The sequence below is a fragment of the Sphingomonas sp. RS2018 genome, from assembly GCF_054489605.1.
Genome location: NZ_JBTMWL010000003.1, coordinates 93,162 through 114,098 on the forward strand (window position 1 = coordinate 93,162; position 20,937 = coordinate 114,098).

At 67.1% G+C, this 20,937-nt stretch carries 25 protein-coding genes and 1 pseudogene; 15 read left to right on the plus strand and 11 right to left on the minus strand.

The features are described 5' to 3' along the window. Positions 1-95: 95 nt before the first annotated feature. Positions 96-662, minus strand: coding sequence for a PEPxxWA-CTERM sorting domain-containing protein (locus tag ACX40P_RS09720; RefSeq protein WP_459126141.1), 567 nt, complete (start codon positions 660-662; stop codon positions 96-98). 179 nt (positions 663-841) lie between these two features. Here ACX40P_RS09720 and ACX40P_RS09725 point away from each other — a divergent pair, with 179 nt between their 5' ends. From ACX40P_RS09725 to ACX40P_RS09735, 3 genes are all read left to right on the plus strand, one after another. Beyond that, entirely contained in the window at positions 842-1,771 is a 930-nt protein-coding gene (locus ACX40P_RS09725; protein ID WP_459126142.1) for a winged helix-turn-helix domain-containing protein, read from the plus strand. 189 nt (positions 1,772-1,960) lie between these two features. After that, entirely contained in the window at positions 1,961-2,905 is a 945-nt protein-coding gene (locus tag ACX40P_RS09730) for a tyrosine recombinase (protein ID WP_459126143.1), read from the plus strand. Between the two features lie 11 nt (positions 2,906-2,916). Continuing rightward, positions 2,917-3,864 (plus strand): acetyl-CoA carboxylase carboxyltransferase subunit alpha, encoded by a 948-nt coding sequence (locus tag ACX40P_RS09735; RefSeq protein WP_459126144.1) that lies wholly within the window; start codon positions 2,917-2,919, stop codon positions 3,862-3,864. Between the two features lie 73 nt (positions 3,865-3,937). On the opposite strand, the gene ACX40P_RS09740 is transcribed toward ACX40P_RS09735, so the two are convergent. Together ACX40P_RS09740 and ACX40P_RS09745 are read right to left on the minus strand one after the other, a co-directional pair. After that, on the minus strand, positions 3,938-4,105 hold the full coding sequence (locus ACX40P_RS09740; protein WP_459126145.1) for a Flp family type IVb pilin: 168 nt from the start codon (positions 4,103-4,105) through the stop codon (positions 3,938-3,940). Positions 4,106-4,244: 139 nt separating this feature from the next. Further along, positions 4,245-4,448 carry a Flp family type IVb pilin gene (locus tag ACX40P_RS09745; protein WP_459126146.1) on the minus strand — a complete coding sequence of 68 codons (204 nt, stop codon included), beginning with the start codon at positions 4,446-4,448 and terminating at the stop codon, positions 4,245-4,247. Between the two features lie 35 nt (positions 4,449-4,483). On the opposite strand from ACX40P_RS09745, the gene ACX40P_RS09750 reads away from it, so the two are divergent. Next, on the plus strand, positions 4,484-4,906 hold the full coding sequence (locus ACX40P_RS09750; RefSeq protein ID WP_459126147.1) for a (deoxy)nucleoside triphosphate pyrophosphohydrolase: 423 nt from the start codon (positions 4,484-4,486) through the stop codon (positions 4,904-4,906). A 10-nt stretch (positions 4,907-4,916) separates the two neighbouring features. Here ACX40P_RS09750 and ACX40P_RS09755 read toward each other — a convergent pair whose 3' ends face one another. Continuing rightward, complete coding sequence (locus ACX40P_RS09755; protein ID WP_459126148.1) at positions 4,917-6,677, minus strand: fatty acyl-AMP ligase; 1,761 nt, start codon at positions 6,675-6,677, stop codon at positions 4,917-4,919. Between the two features lie 125 nt (positions 6,678-6,802). On the opposite strand from ACX40P_RS09755, the gene ACX40P_RS09760 reads away from it, so the two are divergent. The 6 genes and pseudogenes from ACX40P_RS09760 to ACX40P_RS09785 form a co-directional block, all read left to right on the plus strand. Next, on the plus strand, positions 6,803-7,342 hold the full coding sequence (locus tag ACX40P_RS09760; protein ID WP_459126149.1) for a regulatory protein RecX: 540 nt from the start codon (positions 6,803-6,805) through the stop codon (positions 7,340-7,342). Between the two features lie 81 nt (positions 7,343-7,423). Beyond that, positions 7,424-8,011 carry a cold shock domain-containing protein gene (locus ACX40P_RS09765; protein WP_459126150.1) on the plus strand — a complete coding sequence of 196 codons (588 nt, stop codon included), beginning with the start codon at positions 7,424-7,426 and terminating at the stop codon, positions 8,009-8,011. Beyond that, positions 8,008-8,493 (plus strand): DUF192 domain-containing protein, encoded by a 486-nt coding sequence (locus ACX40P_RS09770; RefSeq protein WP_459126151.1) that lies wholly within the window; start codon positions 8,008-8,010, stop codon positions 8,491-8,493. The genes ACX40P_RS09765 and ACX40P_RS09770 overlap by 4 nt, the downstream gene beginning before the upstream one ends. A gap of 97 nt (positions 8,494-8,590) precedes the next feature. After that, complete coding sequence (locus ACX40P_RS09775) at positions 8,591-9,094, plus strand: nucleotidyltransferase family protein (RefSeq protein ID WP_459126152.1); 504 nt, start codon at positions 8,591-8,593, stop codon at positions 9,092-9,094. A gap of 10 nt (positions 9,095-9,104) precedes the next feature. Next, positions 9,105-9,497 carry an NADH:ubiquinone oxidoreductase subunit NDUFA12 gene (locus ACX40P_RS09780; protein ID WP_459126153.1) on the plus strand — a complete coding sequence of 131 codons (393 nt, stop codon included), beginning with the start codon at positions 9,105-9,107 and terminating at the stop codon, positions 9,495-9,497. A gap of 221 nt (positions 9,498-9,718) precedes the next feature. Beyond that, positions 9,719-9,952 (plus strand): annotated as a pseudogene (locus tag ACX40P_RS09785) (DUF2155 domain-containing protein); the annotation flags it as partial. Between the two features lie 35 nt (positions 9,953-9,987). On the opposite strand, the gene aat reads toward ACX40P_RS09785, so the two are convergent. From aat to ACX40P_RS09800, 3 genes are all read right to left on the minus strand, one after another. After that, positions 9,988-10,740 carry a leucyl/phenylalanyl-tRNA--protein transferase gene (gene aat, locus ACX40P_RS09790; protein WP_459126154.1) on the minus strand — a complete coding sequence of 251 codons (753 nt, stop codon included), beginning with the start codon at positions 10,738-10,740 and terminating at the stop codon, positions 9,988-9,990. A 69-nt stretch (positions 10,741-10,809) separates the two neighbouring features. Continuing rightward, positions 10,810-11,193 carry a hypothetical protein gene (locus tag ACX40P_RS09795; RefSeq protein ID WP_459126155.1) on the minus strand — a complete coding sequence of 128 codons (384 nt, stop codon included), beginning with the start codon at positions 11,191-11,193 and terminating at the stop codon, positions 10,810-10,812. A gap of 52 nt (positions 11,194-11,245) precedes the next feature. Further along, entirely contained in the window at positions 11,246-11,779 is a 534-nt protein-coding gene (locus ACX40P_RS09800; RefSeq protein WP_459126156.1) for a DNA-deoxyinosine glycosylase, read from the minus strand. A gap of 15 nt (positions 11,780-11,794) precedes the next feature. On the opposite strand from ACX40P_RS09800, the gene ACX40P_RS09805 reads away from it, so the two are divergent. Both ACX40P_RS09805 and ACX40P_RS09810 read left to right on the plus strand, forming a co-directional pair. After that, complete coding sequence (locus ACX40P_RS09805; protein WP_459126157.1) at positions 11,795-12,787, plus strand: cysteine synthase A; 993 nt, start codon at positions 11,795-11,797, stop codon at positions 12,785-12,787. 58 nt (positions 12,788-12,845) lie between these two features. After that, positions 12,846-13,115, plus strand: a complete 270-nt coding sequence (locus ACX40P_RS09810; RefSeq protein ID WP_459126158.1) for a hypothetical protein — start codon at positions 12,846-12,848, stop codon at positions 13,113-13,115. A 149-nt stretch (positions 13,116-13,264) separates the two neighbouring features. Here the strand turns inward: ACX40P_RS09810 and ACX40P_RS09815 are convergent, their stop codons facing one another. After that, on the minus strand, positions 13,265-14,377 hold the full coding sequence (locus tag ACX40P_RS09815; RefSeq protein WP_459126159.1) for an S-(hydroxymethyl)glutathione dehydrogenase/class III alcohol dehydrogenase: 1,113 nt from the start codon (positions 14,375-14,377) through the stop codon (positions 13,265-13,267). A gap of 88 nt (positions 14,378-14,465) precedes the next feature. Between ACX40P_RS09815 and ACX40P_RS09820 the strand changes: the two genes are divergently transcribed. Beyond that, positions 14,466-15,245, plus strand: a complete 780-nt coding sequence (locus ACX40P_RS09820; RefSeq protein WP_459126160.1) for a tryptophan 2,3-dioxygenase — start codon at positions 14,466-14,468, stop codon at positions 15,243-15,245. Next, the gene (gene kynU, locus ACX40P_RS09825) at positions 15,242-16,465 is read left to right on the plus strand and encodes a kynureninase (protein ID WP_459126161.1); all 1,224 of its coding nucleotides are present in this window, start codon (positions 15,242-15,244) and stop codon (positions 16,463-16,465) included. Before ACX40P_RS09820 ends, kynU begins: the two co-directional genes overlap by 4 nt. 114 nt (positions 16,466-16,579) lie before the next feature. Here the strand turns inward: kynU and ACX40P_RS09830 are convergent, their stop codons facing one another. From ACX40P_RS09830 to ACX40P_RS09840, 3 genes are all read right to left on the minus strand, one after another. Continuing rightward, complete coding sequence (locus ACX40P_RS09830) at positions 16,580-17,908, minus strand: Nramp family divalent metal transporter (RefSeq protein WP_459126162.1); 1,329 nt, start codon at positions 17,906-17,908, stop codon at positions 16,580-16,582. 100 nt (positions 17,909-18,008) lie between these two features. Further along, on the minus strand, positions 18,009-19,019 hold the full coding sequence (locus ACX40P_RS09835; RefSeq protein WP_459126163.1) for a ferritin-like domain-containing protein: 1,011 nt from the start codon (positions 19,017-19,019) through the stop codon (positions 18,009-18,011). Between the two features lie 18 nt (positions 19,020-19,037). Then, the gene (locus ACX40P_RS09840) at positions 19,038-20,024 is read right to left on the minus strand and encodes a ferritin-like domain-containing protein (RefSeq protein WP_459126646.1); all 987 of its coding nucleotides are present in this window, start codon (positions 20,022-20,024) and stop codon (positions 19,038-19,040) included. Between the two features lie 256 nt (positions 20,025-20,280). On the opposite strand from ACX40P_RS09840, the gene ACX40P_RS09845 reads away from it, so the two are divergent. Beyond that, entirely contained in the window at positions 20,281-20,931 is a 651-nt protein-coding gene (locus tag ACX40P_RS09845) for a Crp/Fnr family transcriptional regulator (RefSeq protein WP_459126164.1), read from the plus strand. Positions 20,932-20,937: the final 6 nt, after the last annotated feature.

Here is a 20,937-nt window from a genome sequence, read left to right on the forward strand (position 1 = left end):
CATCCCGCCTGCGCGTCTCCGGCATCGCCCCAATGCAGAAGAGCCGCCGATCTGTCGATCGACGGCCCTGCCGCTTGGACCTGACGGGGTGAAAATCAGGCGAAGGCGAGAGTTGCTTTGCGACGACGCATTGCGCCACCGATGAGGCCGAAACCGGCGATCATCATCGCCCATGTCGTGGGCTCCGGGACAGCGCCGGTGGTTGGCGCGGTAACAACTGGGGCAGGCGCTAAAGCAATAACACCACTATGGGCAGTAAACCAACTACCATCTAAGCTATAGAACGAGCTTTCCATACGGATGGGGTTACCCATCAGGTCAGTGGTAAATTGATAAGTATATCTGTCCCTTCCTACCGCCGCGTTCATCTGGAGATATACTATATTTCCCGATACACGAGCGTCGGTAGAGGTCGGGGCCATGCTTAATATTCCGGCAGTATCGCTTTCGTAATTGGTGACCAATGGCTTGATCGCCAGCGAAGGATCGAACGATAACGTGAACTTTTGTACCACGGTGGTGTATGGCGCAGCATCTCTGAAATCAGAGAAATCGTAATTCGTTGTTAATACGTAATTTTTGGTAAATACAGCAGCATTGGCGGCTCCCGTGATGACTGTCGAAATTGCCAGCGCTACTGCCAGCTTGATGCTCGTCTTCATGAAAAAAAGCCTTCCCCTTCGCTCACCCGCCGATGGTCGGCGGGGCCTGTGGGGCAGACCAAGTAGACGAGCTTAATCGGCTGTAAACGACTTGGTGATCGGATTTGGACATCCGGGGTGGCGATCCGATCGCCCCGTCCCTAATCGAGACGCATGACCGTGGTGGCCGAGCAGCGAGGATGAGTGTGGGGCTCCCCGTGCGCAAGCTGTCGCGCCTCGGCAACGAATTGCACCTTACCGCCGCGATCGAGGCGATGCGCCTGTTTCCCGGTCACCACGAATGGGGGGCGGTCTACGCGCTGCTGCTGCGCCGCTGCGCCGGGGACTGGGTGGAGGATGAGCGGTTCCGGGCACCGGTCGCCATTACCCAGTCGATGTCGATCCGCCGGATCTCCGCCTCGCTGCACAAGCCCTACACCACAATCCACGGCTACATCCGCGGCATGCTCGACGTCGGCGCGATCGTGGAGGTGGATGGAGGGATCGCGCTGGCCACGAGCGCCGGGTTCGCCCGCACCGCGATCGGGTTCATGACACAGGCGCACGACAGCTTCGTGCGGCTGGCCGACGATTTGAACGGCGACATGAGCTTCGCCGCGCCGGTCCGCGCGCCGTCGCCCAGTTTACGCCAGATGACGCTGGTGGCCGCGCTCGACGCCTGGCTGATCCCGTTCGAATATGCGGCGGAGCCGGTCACGGACTGGACGAGCCGGCTGATCTGGACCGTGATCGTGGTCGCCAATGTGCGCCATATCACCTTGGATCCGGTGCTGAGCGACACCTATGCCCACGAACCCACGCCGGATGACATCCGTCAGCCGATCCCGATGCGCCAGATCATCGCGATGACGGGGCTGAGCTATGGCACTGCGCATCGGCACTGCAAGGCATTGGAGGCGATGGACGTCGTTCGTCAGGATCGCGGTGGCTGGCTGCTGGTGTCCAGCCAGCTGGCGGATGCCCGCATCGACCAGGGCGTGCGCATGGTCATCGACTATTTCCACAAACGCATCACCGAGCTGGTCGCCTATGGCTTCGACCCGGCCGATGCCGCGCGCTTCTACATCGGGTCGAGGCCCGACTATGTCACGCTCGAGGCGGTCGCGTGAGCAGGCTCGCCGCTGTCCTACATGCCGCCCCGTCGCTATGGCGGAACAGTGCCGACGAAACTCAACCGATCGGTTGAATATCGGCCCGGAAAAGCTCAACCGATCGGTTGAGCTTCGAGGCCGTTTTACGAGAGGAATCGAATGCGTTTTCGTCTCAACATTCATGCTCAACATCTCGGTTGAATATCGATGCCGACGCCGCCTCCTCTTACCAATGACGATCCGCCCGTGAGTGAGGGCGGCGATACGGCGGTGATCGACCGCTTCCTCGAGATGATGGCGGCGGAGGCGGGGGCGGCGCGCAATACTATTGCCGCCTATCGCACCGACCTGACGCTCGCGTCCGACGCGCTCGCGGGGCAGTTGGCGGCGGCCGATGCCGAGGCGCTGGAGCGGGTCGCCGACGGCTGGCGCGCGCATGCCAATGCGACCGTCGCGCGCAAGGCGGCGGCGCTGCGGCGGTTCTTCGGTTTTATGGTCGATGAAGGGTTTCGCGCCGACGATCCCTCGCCCGCGCTGCCCCGGCCCGGCGCCGCGCGGCGTTTGCCCAAGACCTTGTCGATCGCCGATGTCGACGCGCTGTTTGCCGCGATCGCCGAGCGGCAGGCGCGAGTGCCGCCAGATCCCAACGACCTGCGCCTCGCGGCGCTGGTCGAACTGCTCTACGGGTCGGGTCTGCGCGCGACCGAGCTGGTGTCGCTGGCCCGTAGCGCGATCCACCCCGACCGCCCGTTCCTGATCCTGCGCGGCAAGGGCGGGCGCGAGCGGATGGTGCCGATCTCCGACCGCGCGCGTGCCGCGGTAGCGGCGTGGCGCGATACGGTGCCCGTCGACTGCGCGTGGCTGTTTCCCTCGGGCAAGGGGCATCTGTCGCGCGTGCGCCTGCACCAGTTGATGAAGGCACTCGGCGCTCAGGCCGGCATCCCGCCCGAGCGGATCAGCCCGCACGTGCTGCGCCATGCGTTTGCCACCCACCTGCTGGCCGGCGGAGCGGACCTGCGCGCGTTGCAGGCGATGCTGGGCCATGCCGACATCGCGACCACCGAAATCTACACCCATGTCGAGACGAGTCGCCTCGTCGAGCTGGTCAACACGCGCCATCCGCTCGTTGACGTGAAGCGGACACGCGCTTAGCGCGCCGGGCTATGGACAGCTTCCTCGATTTCGAAAAACCGATCGCCGAACTGCAGAGCCGGATCGACGAATTGCGCGAGACGGCCGAGAACGGCGAGGTCGATATCGACGCCGAGGTCGCGCGCTTGCAGGCGAAGTCGGACAGGCTGCTGCGCGAGACCTTCGCGAAGCTGACGCCGTGGCAGAAGACGCAGGTCGCGCGCCATCCGCAGCGCCCGCACCTGAAGGACTATATCGCCGGCCTGATCGACGACTTCATGCCGCTGGGCGGCGACCGCGCCTTTGCCGACGATCAGGCGATCATCGGCGGGCTGGGCAATTTCCGCGGGCGCAAGGTGCTGGTGCTGGGCCATGAGAAGGGCGACGACACCGCAAGCCGGCTGCGCCACAATTTCGGCATGGGCAAGCCCGAGGGCTATCGCAAGGCGATCCGCCTGATGAAGCTGGCCGACCGGTTCGGCCTGCCCGTGCTGACGCTGGTCGATACGTCCGGCGCCTTCCCCGGCGTGCAGGCGGAAGAGCGCGGCCAGGCCGAGGCGATCGCCCGCTCGACCGAGGCGTGTCTGGAGATCGGCGTGCCGCTGATCGCCGCGATCGTGGGCGAGGGCGGTTCGGGCGGCGCGGTGGCGCTGGCGACCGGCAACCGCGTCATCATGTTCGAACACGCCGTCTATTCGGTGATCTCGCCCGAGGGCTGCGCCTCGATCCTGTGGCGCACCGCGGACCGCGCACCCGACGCGGCCGAGGCGATGAAGGTGACCGCGCAGCATCTGAAGGGGCTGGGCGTCATCGACACGATCGTGCCCGAGCCGGTCGGCGGCGCGCACCGCGATGCGGCGACGGCGATCCGGTCGCTGGGCGACGCGCTGGCGGCGGCACTGGCGGAGTTCGACGGCCAGGGCGCGGACGAGGTCCGGCGGGCGCGGCGGCGCAAGTTTCTGGATATCGGGCGGGTCTGAACGGTATTCGCAAACGAAAAGGGGCGGCGGAACCGCAGTTCCACCGCCCCCCGACGTACGAAGTAAAAGGGTCTTACGACGCCTTCATGTTCGACTGGACGTTCGTGAACGTCGTCTTCAGCTGGTTGCCGACGCCGCCGATGGCGGTCAGCGCCGCGACGGCGATCAGAGCGGCGATCAGGCCGTACTCGATGGCGGTCGCGCCCTTGGAATTCTTCAGGAAGGTGCGGAACTTCTGCATTTCGGTCTCCACTGTTCTATGGTCTTCAGTCACCCGGCTGGACCGGGGAGCCCGGATCAGCAGTCTTTGTTTTATCGGTGGTAGGTTGAGAAAGGCTTAAGCGCGGAACGATTCGTTTCACCGTGCGTGGGCTGCGTCGTCAGCCGCCGTTCGCCTTCACCGTGGCGCTGTGGATGTTGCCCCACATCAGCTGGCTCTGGTCGCCCAGCAGGATCATCGCGCCGATGATCGTCACGGCGATCAGCGTGACGACCAGACCATATTCGATCGCGGTCGCCCCCTTGCGGTTCCGGCGAAGGGCGGTGAGGAAGGAGCGGGCGGGCGAGCGGCGCGGCGTGGTCATAGCGTCCGCAGTCTTGCCGGAAAGGGTTTAAGAAAATGTCTCCGCCTGCATCGGGCACCGCCCGAATCCTGCACGTCGTCGCCGCGGCACTGATCGACACGGATGGCCGCGTGCTGGTGCAGCAACGTCCGGAAGGATCGTCGATGGCGGGCCTGTGGGAGTTTCCCGGCGGCAAGATCGAACCCGGCGAAACGCCCGAAGCGGCGTTGATCCGCGAACTGCGCGAGGAACTGGGTATCGCCGTCGAGCAGGCGTGTCTGGCGCCCGCCGCCTTCGCCAGTGAGCCGCTAGGGGACCGGCACCTGCTGCTGTTGCTCTACGTCTGCCGCAAATGGGGCGGGGTGGCGGAGCCGCTCCACGCCGCTGCCCTGCGCTGGGTACGACCCGTGGAGCTGCACCGCCTGCCGATGCCGCCGGCGGATCGCCCGCTGATCGGATTGCTGGAGGCGCTGGTGTAAGGCGCGAGCCTTACGCCGCCAGCGGATACGGCTTGATCTCACCGTTCAGATACAGGTTGCGGGCCTTGGCGCGGCTCAGCTTGCCCGAGCTGGTGCGCGGCAGGGTGCGGGGAGGCACGAGTTCGATCACGCAGTTCATGCCGGTCACCGCGCGGACGCGTTCGCGGATCGCGTCGCGCAGGCGCATGCGCTCGGCGGCGTCGCTGGTGCGGCACTGGACAAGCACAGCGGGGGTTTCCTCGCCGCCGGGGGTGGTGATCGCGAAGGCGGCGATGTCGCCCTGCTTGAAGCCGGGCAGCTGCTCGACCGCCCATTCGATATCCTGCGGCCAGTGGTTGCGGCCGTTGACGATGATCATGTCCTTGGCGCGGCCGACGATGTAGAGATAGCCGTCCGACATATAGCCCATGTCGCCCGTATCGAGCCAGCCGTCTGCCATACAAGCGTCGGTCGCGGCCTCGTCACGGAAATAGCCGACCATGACGCTGGGGCCGGTGCACCACACCTTGCCGACCGCCCGCTCGGGCAGGGGGGTGCCGTCCTCTTCGCGGATCTCGACCGCCATGTCGCGCACCGGCTTGCCGCAATTGACGATCGCGCGGAAGCGTTGCGGCCGGTCCTCGCCCGCGGCGACGCCCGAGAGCTGCGTTTCCTCGACCAGTTCGACGACGATGCCCTCGCCCGGCGGCATGATCGAGACGGCCAGCGTCGCCTCGGCGAGACCATAGCTCGGCAGGAAAGCACCGGCCTTGAACCCCGCATCGCCGAACGCGTCGAGGAAGCTCTGCATCACGTCGGGACGGATCATGTCGGCGCCGTTGCCCGCCACACGCCAGCGCGACAGGTCGAACCGGTCGCTGGCCTTCGTCTGGCTCGACATGCGGCGTGCGCAGATGTCATAGCCGAAGGTCGGCGAATAGGAGAGGGTGGTGCCGGTGTTGCGGCTGACGAGGTCGAGCCACGCCAGCGGGCGGCGCGCGAAATCCTCGGTCTTCAGATAATCGGTCGAAACCTGATTGGCGACCGGCGACAGGAAGCACCCGACCAGCCCCATGTCGTGGTACCACGGCAGCCACGACACACAGCGGTCGGTCGGCTCCAGTTTCATGCCGTGCGAATGCGCCGCGAGGTTGTTGAGCAGCGCACCGTGGGTGATCGCGACGCCGTGGGGGAAACGCGTCGAGCCGCTGGAATATTGCAGGTAAGCGATGTCATCCGACGCGCTGCGCGGCAGCTCCACGTCCGGCGCGTCGCGGGTCGCGAGATCGTTCCAGGCCACGCCGGTGGTGCCGGCCAGCCGCGCGGCCTCGCTCGCCATCTCCGCCAGCTCGACCGGGTAGATCAGCAGGACGGGCTCGCAGCTGTCGAGCTGGACGCGCAGCTGGTCGATATAGGACTGCGCCCCACCGAAGCTGGTCGGCAGCGGCAGCGGCACCGGCCAGGCGCCGGCATAGATGCAACCGAAGAACAACGAGGCAAATTCCGGCCCCGTCTCGGCGATCAGCGCGACGCGGTCCTGCGGCTTGATCCCCGATGCGATCAGCCGCCGGGCCTGCACCAGCGCGTCGGCGCGCAGTTCGCTATAGGGATAAGGTCGCACCAGCGTTCCGCGCGCGTCGTGAAAGTTCAGCCCGCGCACACCGGTGGCGGCGTAATCGAGCGCCTCGCCCACCGTAGCGAAGTCGGCGAAACGGCGCGGCAGGCTATCCTCGGTCGGCGTGCCGATCGGCGCCGCGGGCGCCTTCGTCGTCGTGTCGGTTGCTGCCGTCATACCGTTCACCATCGTTTTCCCTGCCCCCGCTAAGGTCGATCGAGCGGCGGCATGTCCGTAAAGGCACGCGCCTGCATGACCGCAGCGTTCAAATTCCGATCCCAGTGTGGCACAATCATGGCGTAATGTCCCGACCACGCCGCCCCATACCCCCACTGGACGCCGCCGCGCTGGAGCGGCTGGCGCTGCGCTATGTCGAGCGGTTCGCCACGACGCGGGGGAAGCTGACCGATTATCTGCGCCGCAAACTGCGCGAACGCGGCTGGGACGGGACGGCGGAGGCGGATCCGGCCGGCATCGCCGAGCGCATGGCGGGTCTGGGCTACATCGACGATCGCAGCTTCGCCGAGGCGCGGGTGGCGGCGATGGGGCGCCGGGGGCTGGGCGCGCGGCGCATCGCCGGCGCACTCCGCGCGGCGGGCATCGCTGGGGAGGATGCCGAGGCGGTGCGGGACAGTGTCGCGGCGCAGGCACGCGACAGCGCGATCGCCTATGCCCGCCGTCGCCGGATCGGCCCGTTCGCGACCGGCACGTCGAGCCCAGACGGCGACCGGCGCGCGCTCGCCGCGATGCTGCGCGCCGGTCATGCGTATGACCTGTCGCGACGGATTCTGGCGCTTACCGATAGCGAGTTTGCCGCCGAAATGGGTAATGAGGCGTTTTGATACCGGCGTCGTCTTTTCTAACCGCTATTGGCATGCAATAGGCGCGCACGGAGTTTATACGATATGCGCAGCGACGCGCCGGTGAGTAGTACAGGCGATGGATCGCGTGCGGACGCGCCCTTCATCGACGACCGCAGCGCCGTGCCCGGCGAAGCGACGACGCTGGTGGACGGCATCGTCAAATGGTTCGACGTCACGCGCGGTTTCGGGTTCGTGGTCGCCGACGACAGCCCCGTGGGCGATGTTTTGCTCCACTTCTCGATCCTCGAACCGCTCGGCCGGCGCAGCCTGCCCGAGCGCGCGCGCGTCCGCTGCACGGCGGTGCGGCGCGACCGGGGCTGGCAGGCGCTGGAGATCCTGTCGATCGACCTGTCGGAGGCGATCGAGCCCGCCCCCGGCCGCGCGGGTGGCGGCGGCGACCGTGCCGACCGGCTGCGCCTGATCGACGACGCCGGTCCGTTCGAGAGCGTCGCGCTGAAATGGTTCAACCGCCTGAAGGGCTATGGTTTCCTGGTTCGGCACGACGGCAGCGACGTTTTCGTGCATATGGAAACGCTGCGCCGCGGCGGGATCGAGGAGGTCGAACCCGACGAACCGTTGCGGGCGCGCATCGTCGACGGCGACAAAGGCCCGCTGGCGGTGGTGGTCGAACGGTCGGAGGACGCATGAAGGCGACTTGGTTGAACGCGGCGGTGGTGGCAGCGGCACTGGCGCTGTCGGCCTGCAATGGCGGCGGTGCGACGGGCAACACGGCGGCGGAGGCCGCGCGGACGATCCCAGTCACGATCACGAGTGCGGCCGGCGCCCACGTTTTCAACGTCGAGGTCGCGCGCACCGCGGAGGAGCAGGAGCGCGGCCTGATGTACCGTACCGACATCAGAAAGGACGGCGGCATGATCTTCACGCCCTACCCGGCCGGCGGGGGTGGCCCGCGTGAGGCGAGCTTCTGGATGAAGAACACGCCGACTCCGCTCGACATCATCTTCATCCGCCCCGACGGCACCATCGCCGCGATCGCCGAGAACACCGTGCCGTTCAGCGAAACCCCCGTCGCCAGCGGCGAACCGGTCAACGCCGTGCTGGAGGTGCGTGGTGGGCGTGCCGCGGAGCTAGAAATCGGCGAAGGCGATAAGGTGAGCTGGGCGAAATAGGCATGGACGGCACGCGCTACATTCAAGCGCTGCTGTCGAACGATCCTCTTCGCCGGGCGGCTCTGGGCGAGCTTGCCCGATGTGACCTGACCGATGGTTGGATAGGTGCCGGCTTCATCCGGACGCGGTCTGGGACGATCTCCACAGCTATGGCGCGCGCCCGCTCTTTGGCGACGTCGATGTCGTGTTCTACGACAACACCGTTACCTCGGAAGAGCGCGACCGTGTCATCGAGGATCGCTTGCGGGCGAGACTGCCGCACCTGGCGTGGTCGGTGAAAAATCAGGCGCGGATGCATCGTCGGAACGGCGATGCTCCCTGCATCGGTGTTGTCGATGCAATGCGGCACTGGCCCGAAACGGCGACCGCAGTCGCCGCGCGCCTGTCGCCGACGCGGAGGGGGACGGTGGAAATCGCCGCGCCATTCGGCACCACCGACCTGACCGCGCTGCGTCTGCGCCCGACACCTGCCTTTGCAGGAAGCAAATTGCCCATCTTCGATGAGCGCGTGGCCGACAAACGCTGGACCGAACGCTATCCGCTGCTCACCGTGGTTCGGACGACCGTTCGATCGCTTGCCGATCCTTCCGCCGCCCGCTAATCGCGTCCGCATGGGCATCAACCTCAATCCCTTCACTTGGTGGAACGGCGCCACCATCGGCACGTGGTTCGGCCTGCGCGGCAAGACGCAGGTGGGCGAGGATACGCTGGGCAACGTCTATTATCAGGGCGGGTCCGACACGAACGGCAATCCGCGGCGCTGGGTGATCTACAGCGGGTCCAACGATGCTAGCCGTGTGCCGCCGGAGTGGTTCGGGTGGTTGCATCATCAGATCGACGACGTGCCTGATCGCGCGCTGCCCCCGGCGCGGGCGTGGGTTAAGCCGGCCGTGCCGAACCTGACCGGCACGCCGCTCGCCTATCGCCCCGCGGGGGCGCTGGAGAAGGGCGGCAACCGTGCGCCCGCGACCGGCGATTACGAGGCGTGGACGCCGGGCGAATGACGCCGTTGCGCTGGCTTGCCGGCGCGCTGATCGCGGCCGTCGTGGTCGTGGCTGCCTGGGCAGGCGTGCAGATCGCCGCGCCGCAGGCGATGCCGGCATGGGCGCCGCGCCTGCCGATCGGTAGCACCGCCGCGCCCGAACCCTCGGTCCAGATCGCGATCCCGCCCGCGCAGCCCGCGACCCCGTCGATTGGCACCACAGCCGTGGCGGGCGGCACGCCGATGGCGGAGCGCGTCGCCGTCGTTGGCTTCCTCAACAAGCGCAACGGGCAGGCGCGCGATATCGTCATAAAGCCCGGCCAGGCCTACCGGCTGGGCGATGCGATCGTCCGCCTGCGCGCTTGCGAGCGGACCGCGCCGTGGGAAGAAGAGCAGCTGACCGGCGCGTTCGTGCAGCTCGACGTGCGCGGGTTCGACAATCGCTGGCGGCGCCAATTCTCGGGCTGGGTGTTCAAGGAGCGCCCGGCGCTGAACGTCGTGTCGAGCCCGGTCTACGATGTCTGGCCCAAGAGCTGCACGATGTCCTTCCCCGACACCGGCGCGGAGACGGTAGCGCCGTCCGCCCCCGCCGCGACACCGCGCCGCCGGTCGAGCGCGGCCCAGTCGCCGGAGACGACCGGGGTGTTCGAGAGCAGCCCGGCGACCCCGGTGCCGAGCGCCTCGCCCAGCACCACGCCGTAGTCGTCGCGCGAAATCTCGATCGCGCCCAGCGTCGTCAGGTGCGCGGTCTGAAACTGGCAATCGAGCAGGCGGAACCCGCCGACGCGCAGCCGCGCGATCAGCCATGCGATCGCGACCTTCGACGCATCGGTCGCGCGGCTGACCATGCTTTCGCCGAAGAAGGCGCGGCCGAGCGTGAGTCCGTAAAGTCCGCCCGCCAGCGTGTCGCCGTCCCACACCTCCACCGAATGCGCAAAACCGCGGGCGTGGAGCGTGCGGAAGGCGGTTTCGATCGGGTCATTGATCCAGGTGTCGGGCCGGTCCTCGGCGCTCTCGGCGCACAGCGCGATGATGCGGTCGAACGCGGCATCTGCCGTCACGCGGAAGCGGTTACGCGCGATGGTCTTCGCCAGCGATCGGGAGAGGTGGAATCCGTCGAGGGGCAGGACCGCGCGCATCTTGGGCTCGACCCAGTAGATGTCGTCGTCGTCGCGCGCGTCGGCCATCGGGAAGACGCCGGAGGCGTAGGCGCGCAGCAGGATGTCGGGATCGAGCGCGGTGTCCGGGATGATCGGCCGGGTCATCGGATCACGAACGAAGAAGGCCGGCGGATCGCTCCACCGGCCTCTTCAAACGCATGACGGACGAAGGCGTCAGGCCTTGCAGGCCAGCTCGGGCTTGCCCGGCGCGGTGTACTTGATCGACGCCGGCGTGCCGACGACGGTGTAACCACCACCGGTGAAGGGCTGGCCCGACTCCGCCGCGGCCAAGGTGGTCGGCGTGCCGCCACGTTCGCTGCGGACGATCGCCATCTTGTTGCCGTCGAAGAAGTCGACGTAGACGAGGCTGTTGCCCGGCTGGCAGCGGAAGGTGACGCTGGCCTTCACCGCCGGCGGCAGCTCGACTTCCGGCGCGTTCTTCAACTGCTCGGCCAAGGGATCGGGCGCGCGGCTGTCGACGACTTCGGGCTCGCCCTTGCAGGCGGCAACGGAGAGGAGCGCGAGCGCGGCGGCGGCGGGGAGGATGCGATGGATCATAGCGCCCGAGCGCTTCGCTGATGCAGCATCCCGCGTCAAGCGCGCGTTGGTTTCATGACGTTGACGAAAGGATCGTGCGAAGCGCGCGCCATGCCGGCAGCTTCGCGGCTAGACCCACGGTGTGGAGCGGGCTCGACGAGGGCAGGGCGATCATCGAGACACCGCTGCCGGCCAGCATCCGTGTCCCGTGGCGATGCGCGGTGCCGCCGTTGAACGCCACCGCGCGCAAGGCGGGCAGGCGGTCCACCAGCCCGGCGAGGTCGTTACCCTGCACGTCGCGGATCGCGGCATCGCTGCTCCCGGTGCGCGACGCGCTGGCCACCACGTCCCACAGCCCTACGCCGTGCACGAGCAGCGCCGCCAGCCGGTCGTCATAGGCGAGCGCGGGCAGGTCGACGTCGACCACCGCCGCCATCAGCCGCCAGAAATGATTCTGCGGATGCGCATAATATTGCCCCGCCGCCAGCGACCGGTCGCCCGGGAGACTGCCGCACACCAGCAGGCGGGTGTCGGCATCGACGACGGGCGGGAAGGACGACTTCGGCGGCACGAAGCCGCGATAGCATTGCCGCGGGCGTCCGCGCACGCCATCTTCGCTGCCATGCACACGACATCCGATACGCTGGCCCTGATCGGCAACACCCCGCTGGTCCGGCTGAAGGGGCCGAGCGAGGCGGCCGGCGCCGACATCTTCGGCAAATGCGAGTTCGCCAACCCCGGCGCGAGCGTGAAGGACCGCGCCGCGCTGTTCATCGTCGAGGATGCCGAGGCGCGGGGGACCATCGCGCCGGGCGGCACGATCGTGGAGGGGACGGCGGGCAACACCGGCATCGGGCTGGCGCTGGTCGCCAATGCCAAGGGCTATCGCACGATCATCGTGATGCCCGAGACGCAGAGCCGCGAGAAGATGGACACGCTGCGCGCGCTGGGTGCCGAGCTGGTGCTCGTGCCGGCGGCGCCCTATTCGAACCCCGGCCATTTCGTCCACACCAGCCGCCGCATCGCCGAGGAGACGCCGAACGCGATCTGGGCGAACCAGTTCGATAACATCGCCAACCGCCGCGCCCACATCGTTGGCACGGCGGAGGAGATCTGGGCGCAGATGGAGGGGCGCATCGACGGCTTCAGCTGCGCGGCGGGCACTGGCGGGACGATCGCCGGCGTCGGGCTGGGGCTGAAGCAGAAGGACGAGCGCGTCACGATCGCGCTGAGCGACCCGCATGGCGCCGCGCTCTACGACTATTATGCGCACGGCGAGCTGCGGTCGGGAGGATCGTCGGTTGCCGAGGGCATCGGGCAGGGCCGCATCACCGCCAATCTGGAGGGCGCGCCGATCGACACGCAATACCGCATCTCCGACCAGGAGGGGATGGAATGGGTCCGCCGCCTGCTGCGCGAGGAGGGGCTGTGCCTGGGGCTGTCGTCGGGCATCAACGTCGCCGGCGCGGTCCGACTGGCGCGGTCGCTGGGTCCGGGATCGCGCGTCGCGACGATCCTGTGCGACACCGGATTCCGCTATCTCTCGACGCTCTACGATCCCGCCTGGCTGCGCTCGAAGGGGCTGGCGGAGGACGGCGCGGGCGGCAACGGCTGATCGCCGCGGACGCACGGCTCGACAGCGGAGCCCACATGCGTTACATTTATGTCACAAGATGCTGACGCCACCGGATCATGCCCAGACACTTCAGCGGGTCCGCGTCGCGATGACCGGCCTGCTGGCGGTGTTCGTGCTGATAGTCGTCGCGACCGTCATCTATCGCATGACCAACAGCGAACGGCCCGTCGCCGCGATCGGATCCGCCCGGCCGGAGACGGTCGCGAACATGACCGACAGCCCGATGGGCAACGACGTGATGCCCGAGCCGCTGACAGAGCTGGGCGTGCTGCCGTCGACGCCGGATAACGCAGCGGCGACGCGTTAGGTGCGCGTCCCGGTCGTGCTGAGCACGGCCGAGCACGTTGGGCAGAGCTGGCCCTCGACTGCGCTCAGGCCGAACGGTGATTGCACAGGGCGTCGTCGAAGAACGGTCCTTCGACTTCGCTCAGGACGAACGGGGAGGGGGCTCGACCCTCAATACACCACCACGCTGCGGATGCTTTCGCCGGCGTGCATCAGGTCGAAGCCCGTGTTGATCTCGTCCAGCGACAGGACGTGGGTAATCATCGGGTCGATCGCGATCTGGCCGTTCATGTACCAGTCGACGATCTTGGGCACGTCGGTCCGCCCCTTCGCGCCGCCGAACGCGGTACCGCGCCAGTTGCGGCCGGTGACGAGCTGGAACGGCCGGGTCGCGATCTCCTTGCCCGCTTCGGCCACGCCGATGACGATGCTGGTGCCCCAGCCGCGGTGGCAGCATTCGAGCGCGGTGCGCATCACCTCGGTGTTGCCGGTCGCGTCGAAGCTGTAGTCGGCGCCCCCGTCGGTCAGCGCGGCGACCGCGGCGATCGTCTGTTCGCGGCTCAGCCCGCGGGCATCGATGAAGTCGGTCATGCCGAACTGGCGGCCCCACGCCTCGCGCTCCGGGTTTAGATCGATGCCGACGATGCGGCTGGCGCCGACCATCTTGGCGCCCTGGATCACGTTCAGCCCGATGCCGCCCAGCCCAAACACGACGACGCTCTCGCCCGCCTTCACCTGCGCGGTGTTGACGACCGCGCCGACGCCGGTGGTGACGCCGCAACCGATGTAGCAGCTGGTCTTGAACGGTGCGTCCTCGCGGATCTTCGCGACCGCGATTTCCGGCAACACGGTGAAGTTCGAGAAGGTCGAGCAGCCCATGTAGTGGAAGATGGGCTGCCCCTTGTAGCTGAAGCGCGTGGTGCCGTCGGGCATCAGCCCCTTGCCCTGGGTGGCGCGGATCGCGGTGCACAGGTTGGTCTTGCCGCTGAGGCACGACTTACACTGGCGGCATTCGGGGGTGTAGAGCGGGATGACGTGATCGCCGGGCACGACGCTGGTCACGCCAGCACCGACCTCGCGCACGATGCCTGCGCCCTCATGCCCCAGCACGCTCGGGAACAGCCCCTCGCTGTCCAGCCCGTCGAGCGTATAGGCGTCGGTGTGGCAGATGCCGGTCGCCATGATCTCGACCAGCACCTCGCCGGCCTTCGGCCCCTCAAGGTCGAGTTCGACGATTTCGAGCGGCTTCTTCGCTTCGAAGGCGACGGCGGCGCGGGTTTTCATGGTCTTGGCAATCTCCAGTGGTCGAACGAGCGGTAGAAGAAAGGGCAGGGCTTCGACAAGCTACGGGCGAACGGGTTAGGGTGCGAAAATGTCCAAGGTTACCTATCGCAGCTATCTGCGCCTGCCCGAACTGCTGTCGCTCCAGACGCCGATGAGCGACGCGCATGACGAGCTGCTGTTCCTCAGCATCCATCAGGCGTCGGAAATCTGGCTGAAGCTGTGCCTGCACGAACTGCGCGCGGCGCGCGATTACGTGATCGCCGACTCGCTTAGCCCGGCGTTCAAGATGATGAGCCGGGTGGCGCGCATCCAGGCGCAGATGATCCAGTCGTGGGAGGTGCTCGCGACGATGACGCCCGCCGACTATACGCGGATGCGCGGGAAGCTGGGCGCGTCGAGCGGTTTCCAGTCGGACCAGTATCGCATGGTCGAATTCCTGCTGGGCAGCCGTCGTGCCGACATGGTCGATATCTTCGCGGACGAGCCGGAAGTGGCCGACGCCCTGCGCGCCGAACTGCACCGTCCGAGCCTGTACGACGAGGCGCTGCGCCTGCTGGCGCGGCGCGGCTTCGACGTGCCGGTGACGCGCGACTGGTCGCAGCCCTATGTCGCGTCCGACGCCGTGCTGTCCGCATGGGCGGCGGTCTATGCCGATCCCGATCGCTACTGGGACTTGTACGAGCTGGCGGAGAAGCTGGTCGATCTCGAATATCACGTGCAACTCTGGCGCTTCGGGCATCTCAAGACGGTCGAGCGCGTTATCGGGTTCAAGACCGGCACGGGCGGGACGGCGGGCGTCTCCTATCTCGCCAAGGTGCTGGAACAGGTGTTCTTCCCCGAATTGCTGAGCGTGAGGACCGCGTTGTGACCCTGGACGAAGCGCAGGCGCTCGACGCCGCCGATCCGCTCGCACACCTGCGCGAGCGTTTCGCGGTGCCGGAGGGGGTGATCTATCTCGACGGCAATTCGCTCGGCGTGCTGCCGCGCGCGACGCCGGCGAGGCTGGCAGCGGCGGTTGCGGACGAATGGGGCACGGGCCTGATCCGCAGCTGGAACGACGCCGGCTGGATAGAGGCGCCGCAAAGGGTGGGGGCGAAGATCGCATCACTGATCGGGGCGGGGGCGGACGAGGTGATCGCGTGCGATTCGACTTCGGTGAACCTCTACAAGCTGCTGGTCGCGGCGCTGGCGGCGCGGCCGGGGCGGCGTGTGATCCTCACCGAGCCCGGCAACTTCCCGACCGACCTGTATATCGCACAAGGCATCGCCACGACGCTGCGCGACGTCGAGGTCCGCACGGTGCCACGCGAGCGCATCGCGGAGGCGGTCGACGGGGACGTCGCCGTCGTGATGTTGACCCATGTCCACTACCGGACGGCGGCGATGTTCGACATGGCCGCAATGACGCGCGCGGTGCAGGCGTCGGGTGCCCTGATGCTGTGGGATCTGTCGCATAGCGTCGGCGCGGTGCCGGTCGATCTGAACGGGGCGGGGGCGGACCTGGCGGTCGGATGCGGCTATAAATATTTGAACGGCGGTCCGGGCGCGCCGGCGTTCGTCTATGTCGCGCGGCGGCATCAGGCGGCGCTCGGGTCGCCGCTCAGCGGGTGGATGGGGCATGGCGCGCCGTTCGACTTCGGCGACGACTATGCACCTGCACCGGGCATGAAGCGCTGGCTGGCCGGCACGCCGCCGGTGCTGGCGCTGGCCGCGCTGGAGGCGGGGCTGGATGCGTTCGACGGCGTCGATACGCGCGCGCTGTTTGCGAAGGGGCGGGCGCTGGCCCAGGCGTTCGTGGCGGCGGTGGCGGCGCGGCGGCCCGATCTTGTGCTGGCATCGCCGGCCGATCCGGCGGCGCGGGGCAGCCATGTCAGCTTCGTGCACGACGACGGCTATCCGGTGATGGCGGCGCTGATCGAACGGGGCGTGATCGGTGACTTCCGCGGGCCGGATCTTCTGCGCTTTGGGTTCACGCCGCTGTATCTCGGCCATGCCGAGGTTTGGCGCGCGGCGCAGGTGCTTTGCGACCTGCTCGACAGCGGCGACTGGGATGACGAGCGGTATCGCAAGCGCGCGGCGGTGACGTGATACCCCCCCGTTCGTGCTGAGCTTGTCGAAGCACTGCCCTATCTTCGTGAGGCAGGCGCCATTGGCACGAAGAAAGGCAGCCCTTCGACAAGCTCAGGGCGAACGGGGGTGGGGTCAGCTCATGTTGTAGAGCAGGGTCAGGTTCAGCGTGATGACGACCGCGCAGATCAGATAGGCGGCGTATTTCAGCCAGCCGCGGTTGGCGTGGTCGCCCATCAAGGTGCGGCTGGTGGTGAACTGGACCAGCGGCACCATCGCGAAGGGCAGCTGCAGGCTGAGCACGACCTGGCTCAGCACCAGCAGCCGCGCCGTCCCGCTCTCGCCATACATCCCCGCGACGATGGCGGCGGGGATGATCGCCAGCAGGCGGGTCACCATCCGCCGCAACCACATCGGCAGGCGCAGGTTGAGAAAGCCCTCCATCACGATCTGCCCGGCGAGCGTACCGGTGACCGTCGAATTCTGCCCCGACGCCAGCAGCGCAACCGCAAACAACGTGCTGGCGAGGCCGGCGCCCAGCATCGGCGTCAGCAGGCGATAGGCGTCCTGGATCTCTGCAACATCGGTGCGGCCCTGCACGTGGAAGGTCGCGGCGGCGAGGATCAGGATCGCGCCGTTGATAAAGAGCGCGAGGCCCAGCGCGATCGACGAATCGATCGTCGCCATCTTCACGGCGTCACGCTTGCCGATCGCGCCGAGGTCGTAGGCACGCGTCTGCACGATCGAGGAGTGGAGATAGAGATTGTGCGGCATCACCGTCGCGCCGAGGATGCCGATCGCGACATAGAGCATCGCCGGGTTGGTGATGATCTCCGCGCGCGGGATCAGCCCGTCGGCGATGGCGGCGAGGCTGGGCTGGGCATAGGCCAGCTCGATCCCGAAGCAGAGCGCGATCACGATCAGCAGCGCGATCACGAACGCCTCCAGCTTGCGGAAGCCATAGCGTTGCAGGCCGAGGATGATGAGCACGTCGAGCGCGGTGATGGCGATGCCGAGCACCAGCGGCAGGCCGAACAGCAATTGTAGCGCGATCGCCGTGCCGATCACCTCCGCCAGGTCGCATGCGACGATGGCGAGTTCGCACAGCACCCACAATGCGATGCTGACTGGTCGCGAATAGTGCGCGCGACAGGCCTGCGCGAGGTCGAGCCCGCCGATGATGCCGAGCTTCGCCGACAGCGCCTGCAACACCATCGCCATCATGTTGCTGAGCAGGATGACCGACAGCAGCGTGTACCCGAACGCCGAACCGCCGGCGATGTCGGTCGCCCAGTTGCCCGGGTCCATGTATCCGACCGCGACGAGATAGCCCGGCCCCATGAACGCGCCGAGCCGTCGCCAGAAGGACACGTCCATGCCCGGTACGGCGACGCTGCGATGCACCTCCGCCAGACTCGGCGTCTGGACGGTCGCCACGTCGGCGGCGGGCGGCGGTGGCGCCATGATTTCTGTGTCCCCCTTCATCGTCGCCGGACAGCCTTAGGGCGGCTTGCTCGGGGAGCAAACCGCCCTTGGTCTTTATACGTCCGTCGTATCGTTCGGATCAGCTTGCGGCGCTGGTCCGGATCGTGCCGTTGACGCCGGCGGGGAAGAACCCGCCGCTCGTCGTGGCCGTGTTGGTGAGATAGACGATGTTGAGCACCTGACCGGCCGAACGGCTGAACGCGATGCCGCTGCTATCGGTCGGCACGATGTTCGACTTGATCGCTGCCGTGCCGAAGCCGGTGCCCGTCACGCCCTGATCGAGGTCCGACGTACCGTCCAGGCTGTCGCGCGCATTCGAAATCGCTTCCGACGCTGCCCAGATCGGGTTGTTGGCAGCACCGGTGGCCAGCCCGCGTTGGTACAGCAGGGTGCGGATCAGGCCGGCATGATACGCCTCGGCAGCGTGGATGCCGGCGGCCGCCTCGACGAACGTCTTGTTGCTGATGAGCGAGATCGCACCCTTGTAGGCCGTGACCCCCACATCTTCGAAGATATAAGCGCCGAGCAGGAAGTTCTGCTCGTTCTCATACGGGTTGAAGGTGGCTCCCGCACCGATCAGTCCGGCCGCACGTGCGGCGTTCGAGAAGGCCGATGTCGCGGTGACGCCGATGTCGAGCGCCGGCTGTGCCACCGCCGCCGTGCCCAACTGCTGACGCAGGAAGGCGACGTGCGCGATCTCGTCCCGCGCGATTTCCCGCGCATAGGCTGCGACCACGCCGCTGATGTTCGCCCTCTGGCCGCCCGTTACCGCACCGGCCGTGCCGGTACCGGTCGTCAGGTTGGTCGCGAGACCAACACCGAACGCGGCGAAGCTGTAAAACTGCGCCTCGAGATATTCGAGGTTGAGCGCGAAGTTCAACACGTCGGGGTCGGTCAACGCCGTCGTCGGCGACGCGGTGGGCGTCGGGGTCGGGGCGGGGATGACGTCCTTCGTATCGTCACAGGCGGCGAGCAGGCCGGCGCCCGCGAAGGCGACGCTGGCGCCACCCGCTGCGCGCAGGAAGCTGCGGCGTTCGTTCCTGCGTCGATCGCAGGCCGCCAGGATCTCTGATGTCTGTTGCTGGTCCATGATGGTCAGCTCCCTCTCTTAGTTGGCGGCGCTGGTGCGGATGGTGCCGTTGACACCGGCCGGGAAGAACCCGCCCATCGTCACCTGCGAACGGTTCAGATAGACGATGTTCAGCACCTGTCCGGTCGTCCGGCTGTAGGCGAGGCCATTGGCATCCAGCGGAACGATGTTGCTGGCGGGGCTGCCGCTCGCATCGTTGACGTTGCGGACGCCCTGATCAATGTCGCTCGTGCCGTCGAGCGAGTCACGCGCGGTCGAAATCGCCTCGGTCGCGTCGATCAGCGTCGGCGTGACCGTCTGCGCCAGACCCTTGGCATACAGCGTCGTCCGCACGATCGCGGCGTGATACGCCTCGACCGCCAGGATGCCCGCTGCCGCTTCCAGGAACGTCTTGTTGGTGATGAGCGGCGACGCACCCTTATAGGCGGTGACGCCGACGTCTTCAAAGATGAAGGCGCCCAACAGGAAGTTGTTGTCATCGGCATAGGGGTTGAACGTCGCACCCGTGCCGATCAGGCCCGCTGCCCGTGCGGCCGCGGAAAATGCGCTCGTCGGCGTCGCCGAGATGTCGATCTGCGGCTGCGATACCGCCGCCGTTCCGAGCGCCGTGCGCAGGAACTGCACATGGGCCAGCTCGTCGTCGGCAATCTCACGGGCATAGGCCCGCACGGCCGGATCGGTGAACGGCACAGCACCGGCGTTGGTGGCGATGACTGCACCCGGTGTGCCGGTGCCCGTCAGGTTCGACGCCGGGATTCCGGTGCCGTACGACGCATAGTAATAGAATTGCGCCTCGAGATACTCGAGGTTCAGCGCGAAGTTCAGGACATCCGCATCGGTCGGAGCAGTCTGTGCCTGGAGCGCGGTGATACCACCGCCCATGGCGATCGCCGCACCGCCCGCGAACATCGTCGCGCCACCGACGGCGCGGAAGAACTCGCGACGCTCCTCCCGTCGTTTTGCTCGCGCATCGAGCGCTTCGAGCAGTTCTACTTCCTCGGCCATGGACACCTCCCGTGCATTGATATCTTGTCGTTTGGATATCCGATGCCGAACCGGGAAAAGGCGTTCGATGTTCCCGGATAATATTTTTGCGTCCGCTGGCGCACCAAGTGCATCCAAAACGCTGCTTATATCGGATGTTAGATCATTAATGTGCCGATAGTTCCGACGAGGTTCCGTGCCAGCAGCCAAGACCGAAACGATCGACAGGCCGACCAACGCGCTCATCGCGCAACTGGACAGTGATTGTGTGTCCGCCATGCTGCCGCATCTGTCGCGCGCGACCATCCTGCGGGGCGTGTCGCTGACGGTTGGTGCGCACGCGGGCCAGGTGTGGTTTCCCGAGACTCTGCTCGCGATCGTGACGGAGCGGACCGGTACCGGCGCGATCGTCAACGTTGGCATGATCGGGCGGGAGGGCATGATCGGTTGGCCCGCACTGCTGGGCGACGGTCATGACTCGCATGGCGCTTCCGCGCTGCTCGATGGCGGTGACGCGCTCTCGATCGACGCGATGGTACTGCGCGATTTGTGCGACCGGCACCCGTCGCTCCGTGCATTGATGATGACGTTCGTCCAGACGATGACCGTCCAGATGGCGCAGTCGGTCGCGTCCGGCCTGTGCGACGGCGTGGATGCGCGCCTGGCGCGCCTGCTGCTGATGCTGCACGACCGCATCGATGGCGACAGCATGGGGATCACTCATGTCGAGCTGTCGGCGACGTTGAGCGTCCGCCGCGCCAGCGTCACCGACTGCCTGCACGTGATGGAGGGCGACGGCATCGTCCGCTGCGTCCGCGGCCGGCTGGCGATCCGCGACCGCGCCGGCCTGCGCGCGATCGCGGGTGGCAGCTATGGCGTGGCGGAGGATGCCCACGCACGCCTGCTAGGGGCGTTCGCGAAGGATTAAGCCGGG

Bases quoted from the DNA above. Each gene is read 5' to 3' on its own strand.
- ACX40P_RS09720 (WP_459126141.1), bottom strand. From the start codon at position 662: ATGAAGACGAGCATCAAGCTGGCAGTAGCGCTGGCAATTTCGACAGTC.
- ACX40P_RS09725 (WP_459126142.1), top strand. From the start codon at position 842: ATGAGTGTGGGGCTCCCCGTGCGCAAGCTGTCGCGCCTCGGCAACGAA.
- ACX40P_RS09730 (WP_459126143.1), top strand. From the start codon at position 1,961: ATGCCGACGCCGCCTCCTCTTACCAATGACGATCCGCCCGTGAGTGAG.
- ACX40P_RS09735 (WP_459126144.1), top strand. From the start codon at position 2,917: ATGGACAGCTTCCTCGATTTCGAAAAACCGATCGCCGAACTGCAGAGC.
- ACX40P_RS09740 (WP_459126145.1), bottom strand. From the start codon at position 4,105: ATGCAGAAGTTCCGCACCTTCCTGAAGAATTCCAAGGGCGCGACCGCC.
- ACX40P_RS09745 (WP_459126146.1), bottom strand. From the start codon at position 4,448: ATGACCACGCCGCGCCGCTCGCCCGCCCGCTCCTTCCTCACCGCCCTT.
- ACX40P_RS09750 (WP_459126147.1), top strand. From the start codon at position 4,484: ATGTCTCCGCCTGCATCGGGCACCGCCCGAATCCTGCACGTCGTCGCC.
- ACX40P_RS09755 (WP_459126148.1), bottom strand. From the start codon at position 6,677: ATGACGGCAGCAACCGACACGACGACGAAGGCGCCCGCGGCGCCGATC.
- ACX40P_RS09760 (WP_459126149.1), top strand. From the start codon at position 6,803: ATGTCCCGACCACGCCGCCCCATACCCCCACTGGACGCCGCCGCGCTG.
- ACX40P_RS09770 (WP_459126151.1), top strand. From the start codon at position 8,008: ATGAAGGCGACTTGGTTGAACGCGGCGGTGGTGGCAGCGGCACTGGCG.
- ACX40P_RS09780 (WP_459126153.1), top strand. From the start codon at position 9,105: ATGGGCATCAACCTCAATCCCTTCACTTGGTGGAACGGCGCCACCATC.
- aat (WP_459126154.1), bottom strand. From the start codon at position 10,740: ATGACCCGGCCGATCATCCCGGACACCGCGCTCGATCCCGACATCCTG.
- ACX40P_RS09795 (WP_459126155.1), bottom strand. From the start codon at position 11,193: ATGATCCATCGCATCCTCCCCGCCGCCGCCGCGCTCGCGCTCCTCTCC.
- ACX40P_RS09805 (WP_459126157.1), top strand. From the start codon at position 11,795: ATGCACACGACATCCGATACGCTGGCCCTGATCGGCAACACCCCGCTG.
- ACX40P_RS09810 (WP_459126158.1), top strand. From the start codon at position 12,846: ATGCTGACGCCACCGGATCATGCCCAGACACTTCAGCGGGTCCGCGTC.
- ACX40P_RS09815 (WP_459126159.1), bottom strand. From the start codon at position 14,377: ATGAAAACCCGCGCCGCCGTCGCCTTCGAAGCGAAGAAGCCGCTCGAA.
- ACX40P_RS09820 (WP_459126160.1), top strand. From the start codon at position 14,466: ATGTCCAAGGTTACCTATCGCAGCTATCTGCGCCTGCCCGAACTGCTG.
- ACX40P_RS09830 (WP_459126162.1), bottom strand. From the start codon at position 17,908: ATGGCGCCACCGCCGCCCGCCGCCGACGTGGCGACCGTCCAGACGCCG.
- ACX40P_RS09835 (WP_459126163.1), bottom strand. From the start codon at position 19,019: ATGGACCAGCAACAGACATCAGAGATCCTGGCGGCCTGCGATCGACGC.
- ACX40P_RS09840 (WP_459126646.1), bottom strand. From the start codon at position 20,024: ATGGCCGAGGAAGTAGAACTGCTCGAAGCGCTCGATGCGCGAGCAAAA.
- ACX40P_RS09845 (WP_459126164.1), top strand. From the start codon at position 20,281: ATGCTGCCGCATCTGTCGCGCGCGACCATCCTGCGGGGCGTGTCGCTG.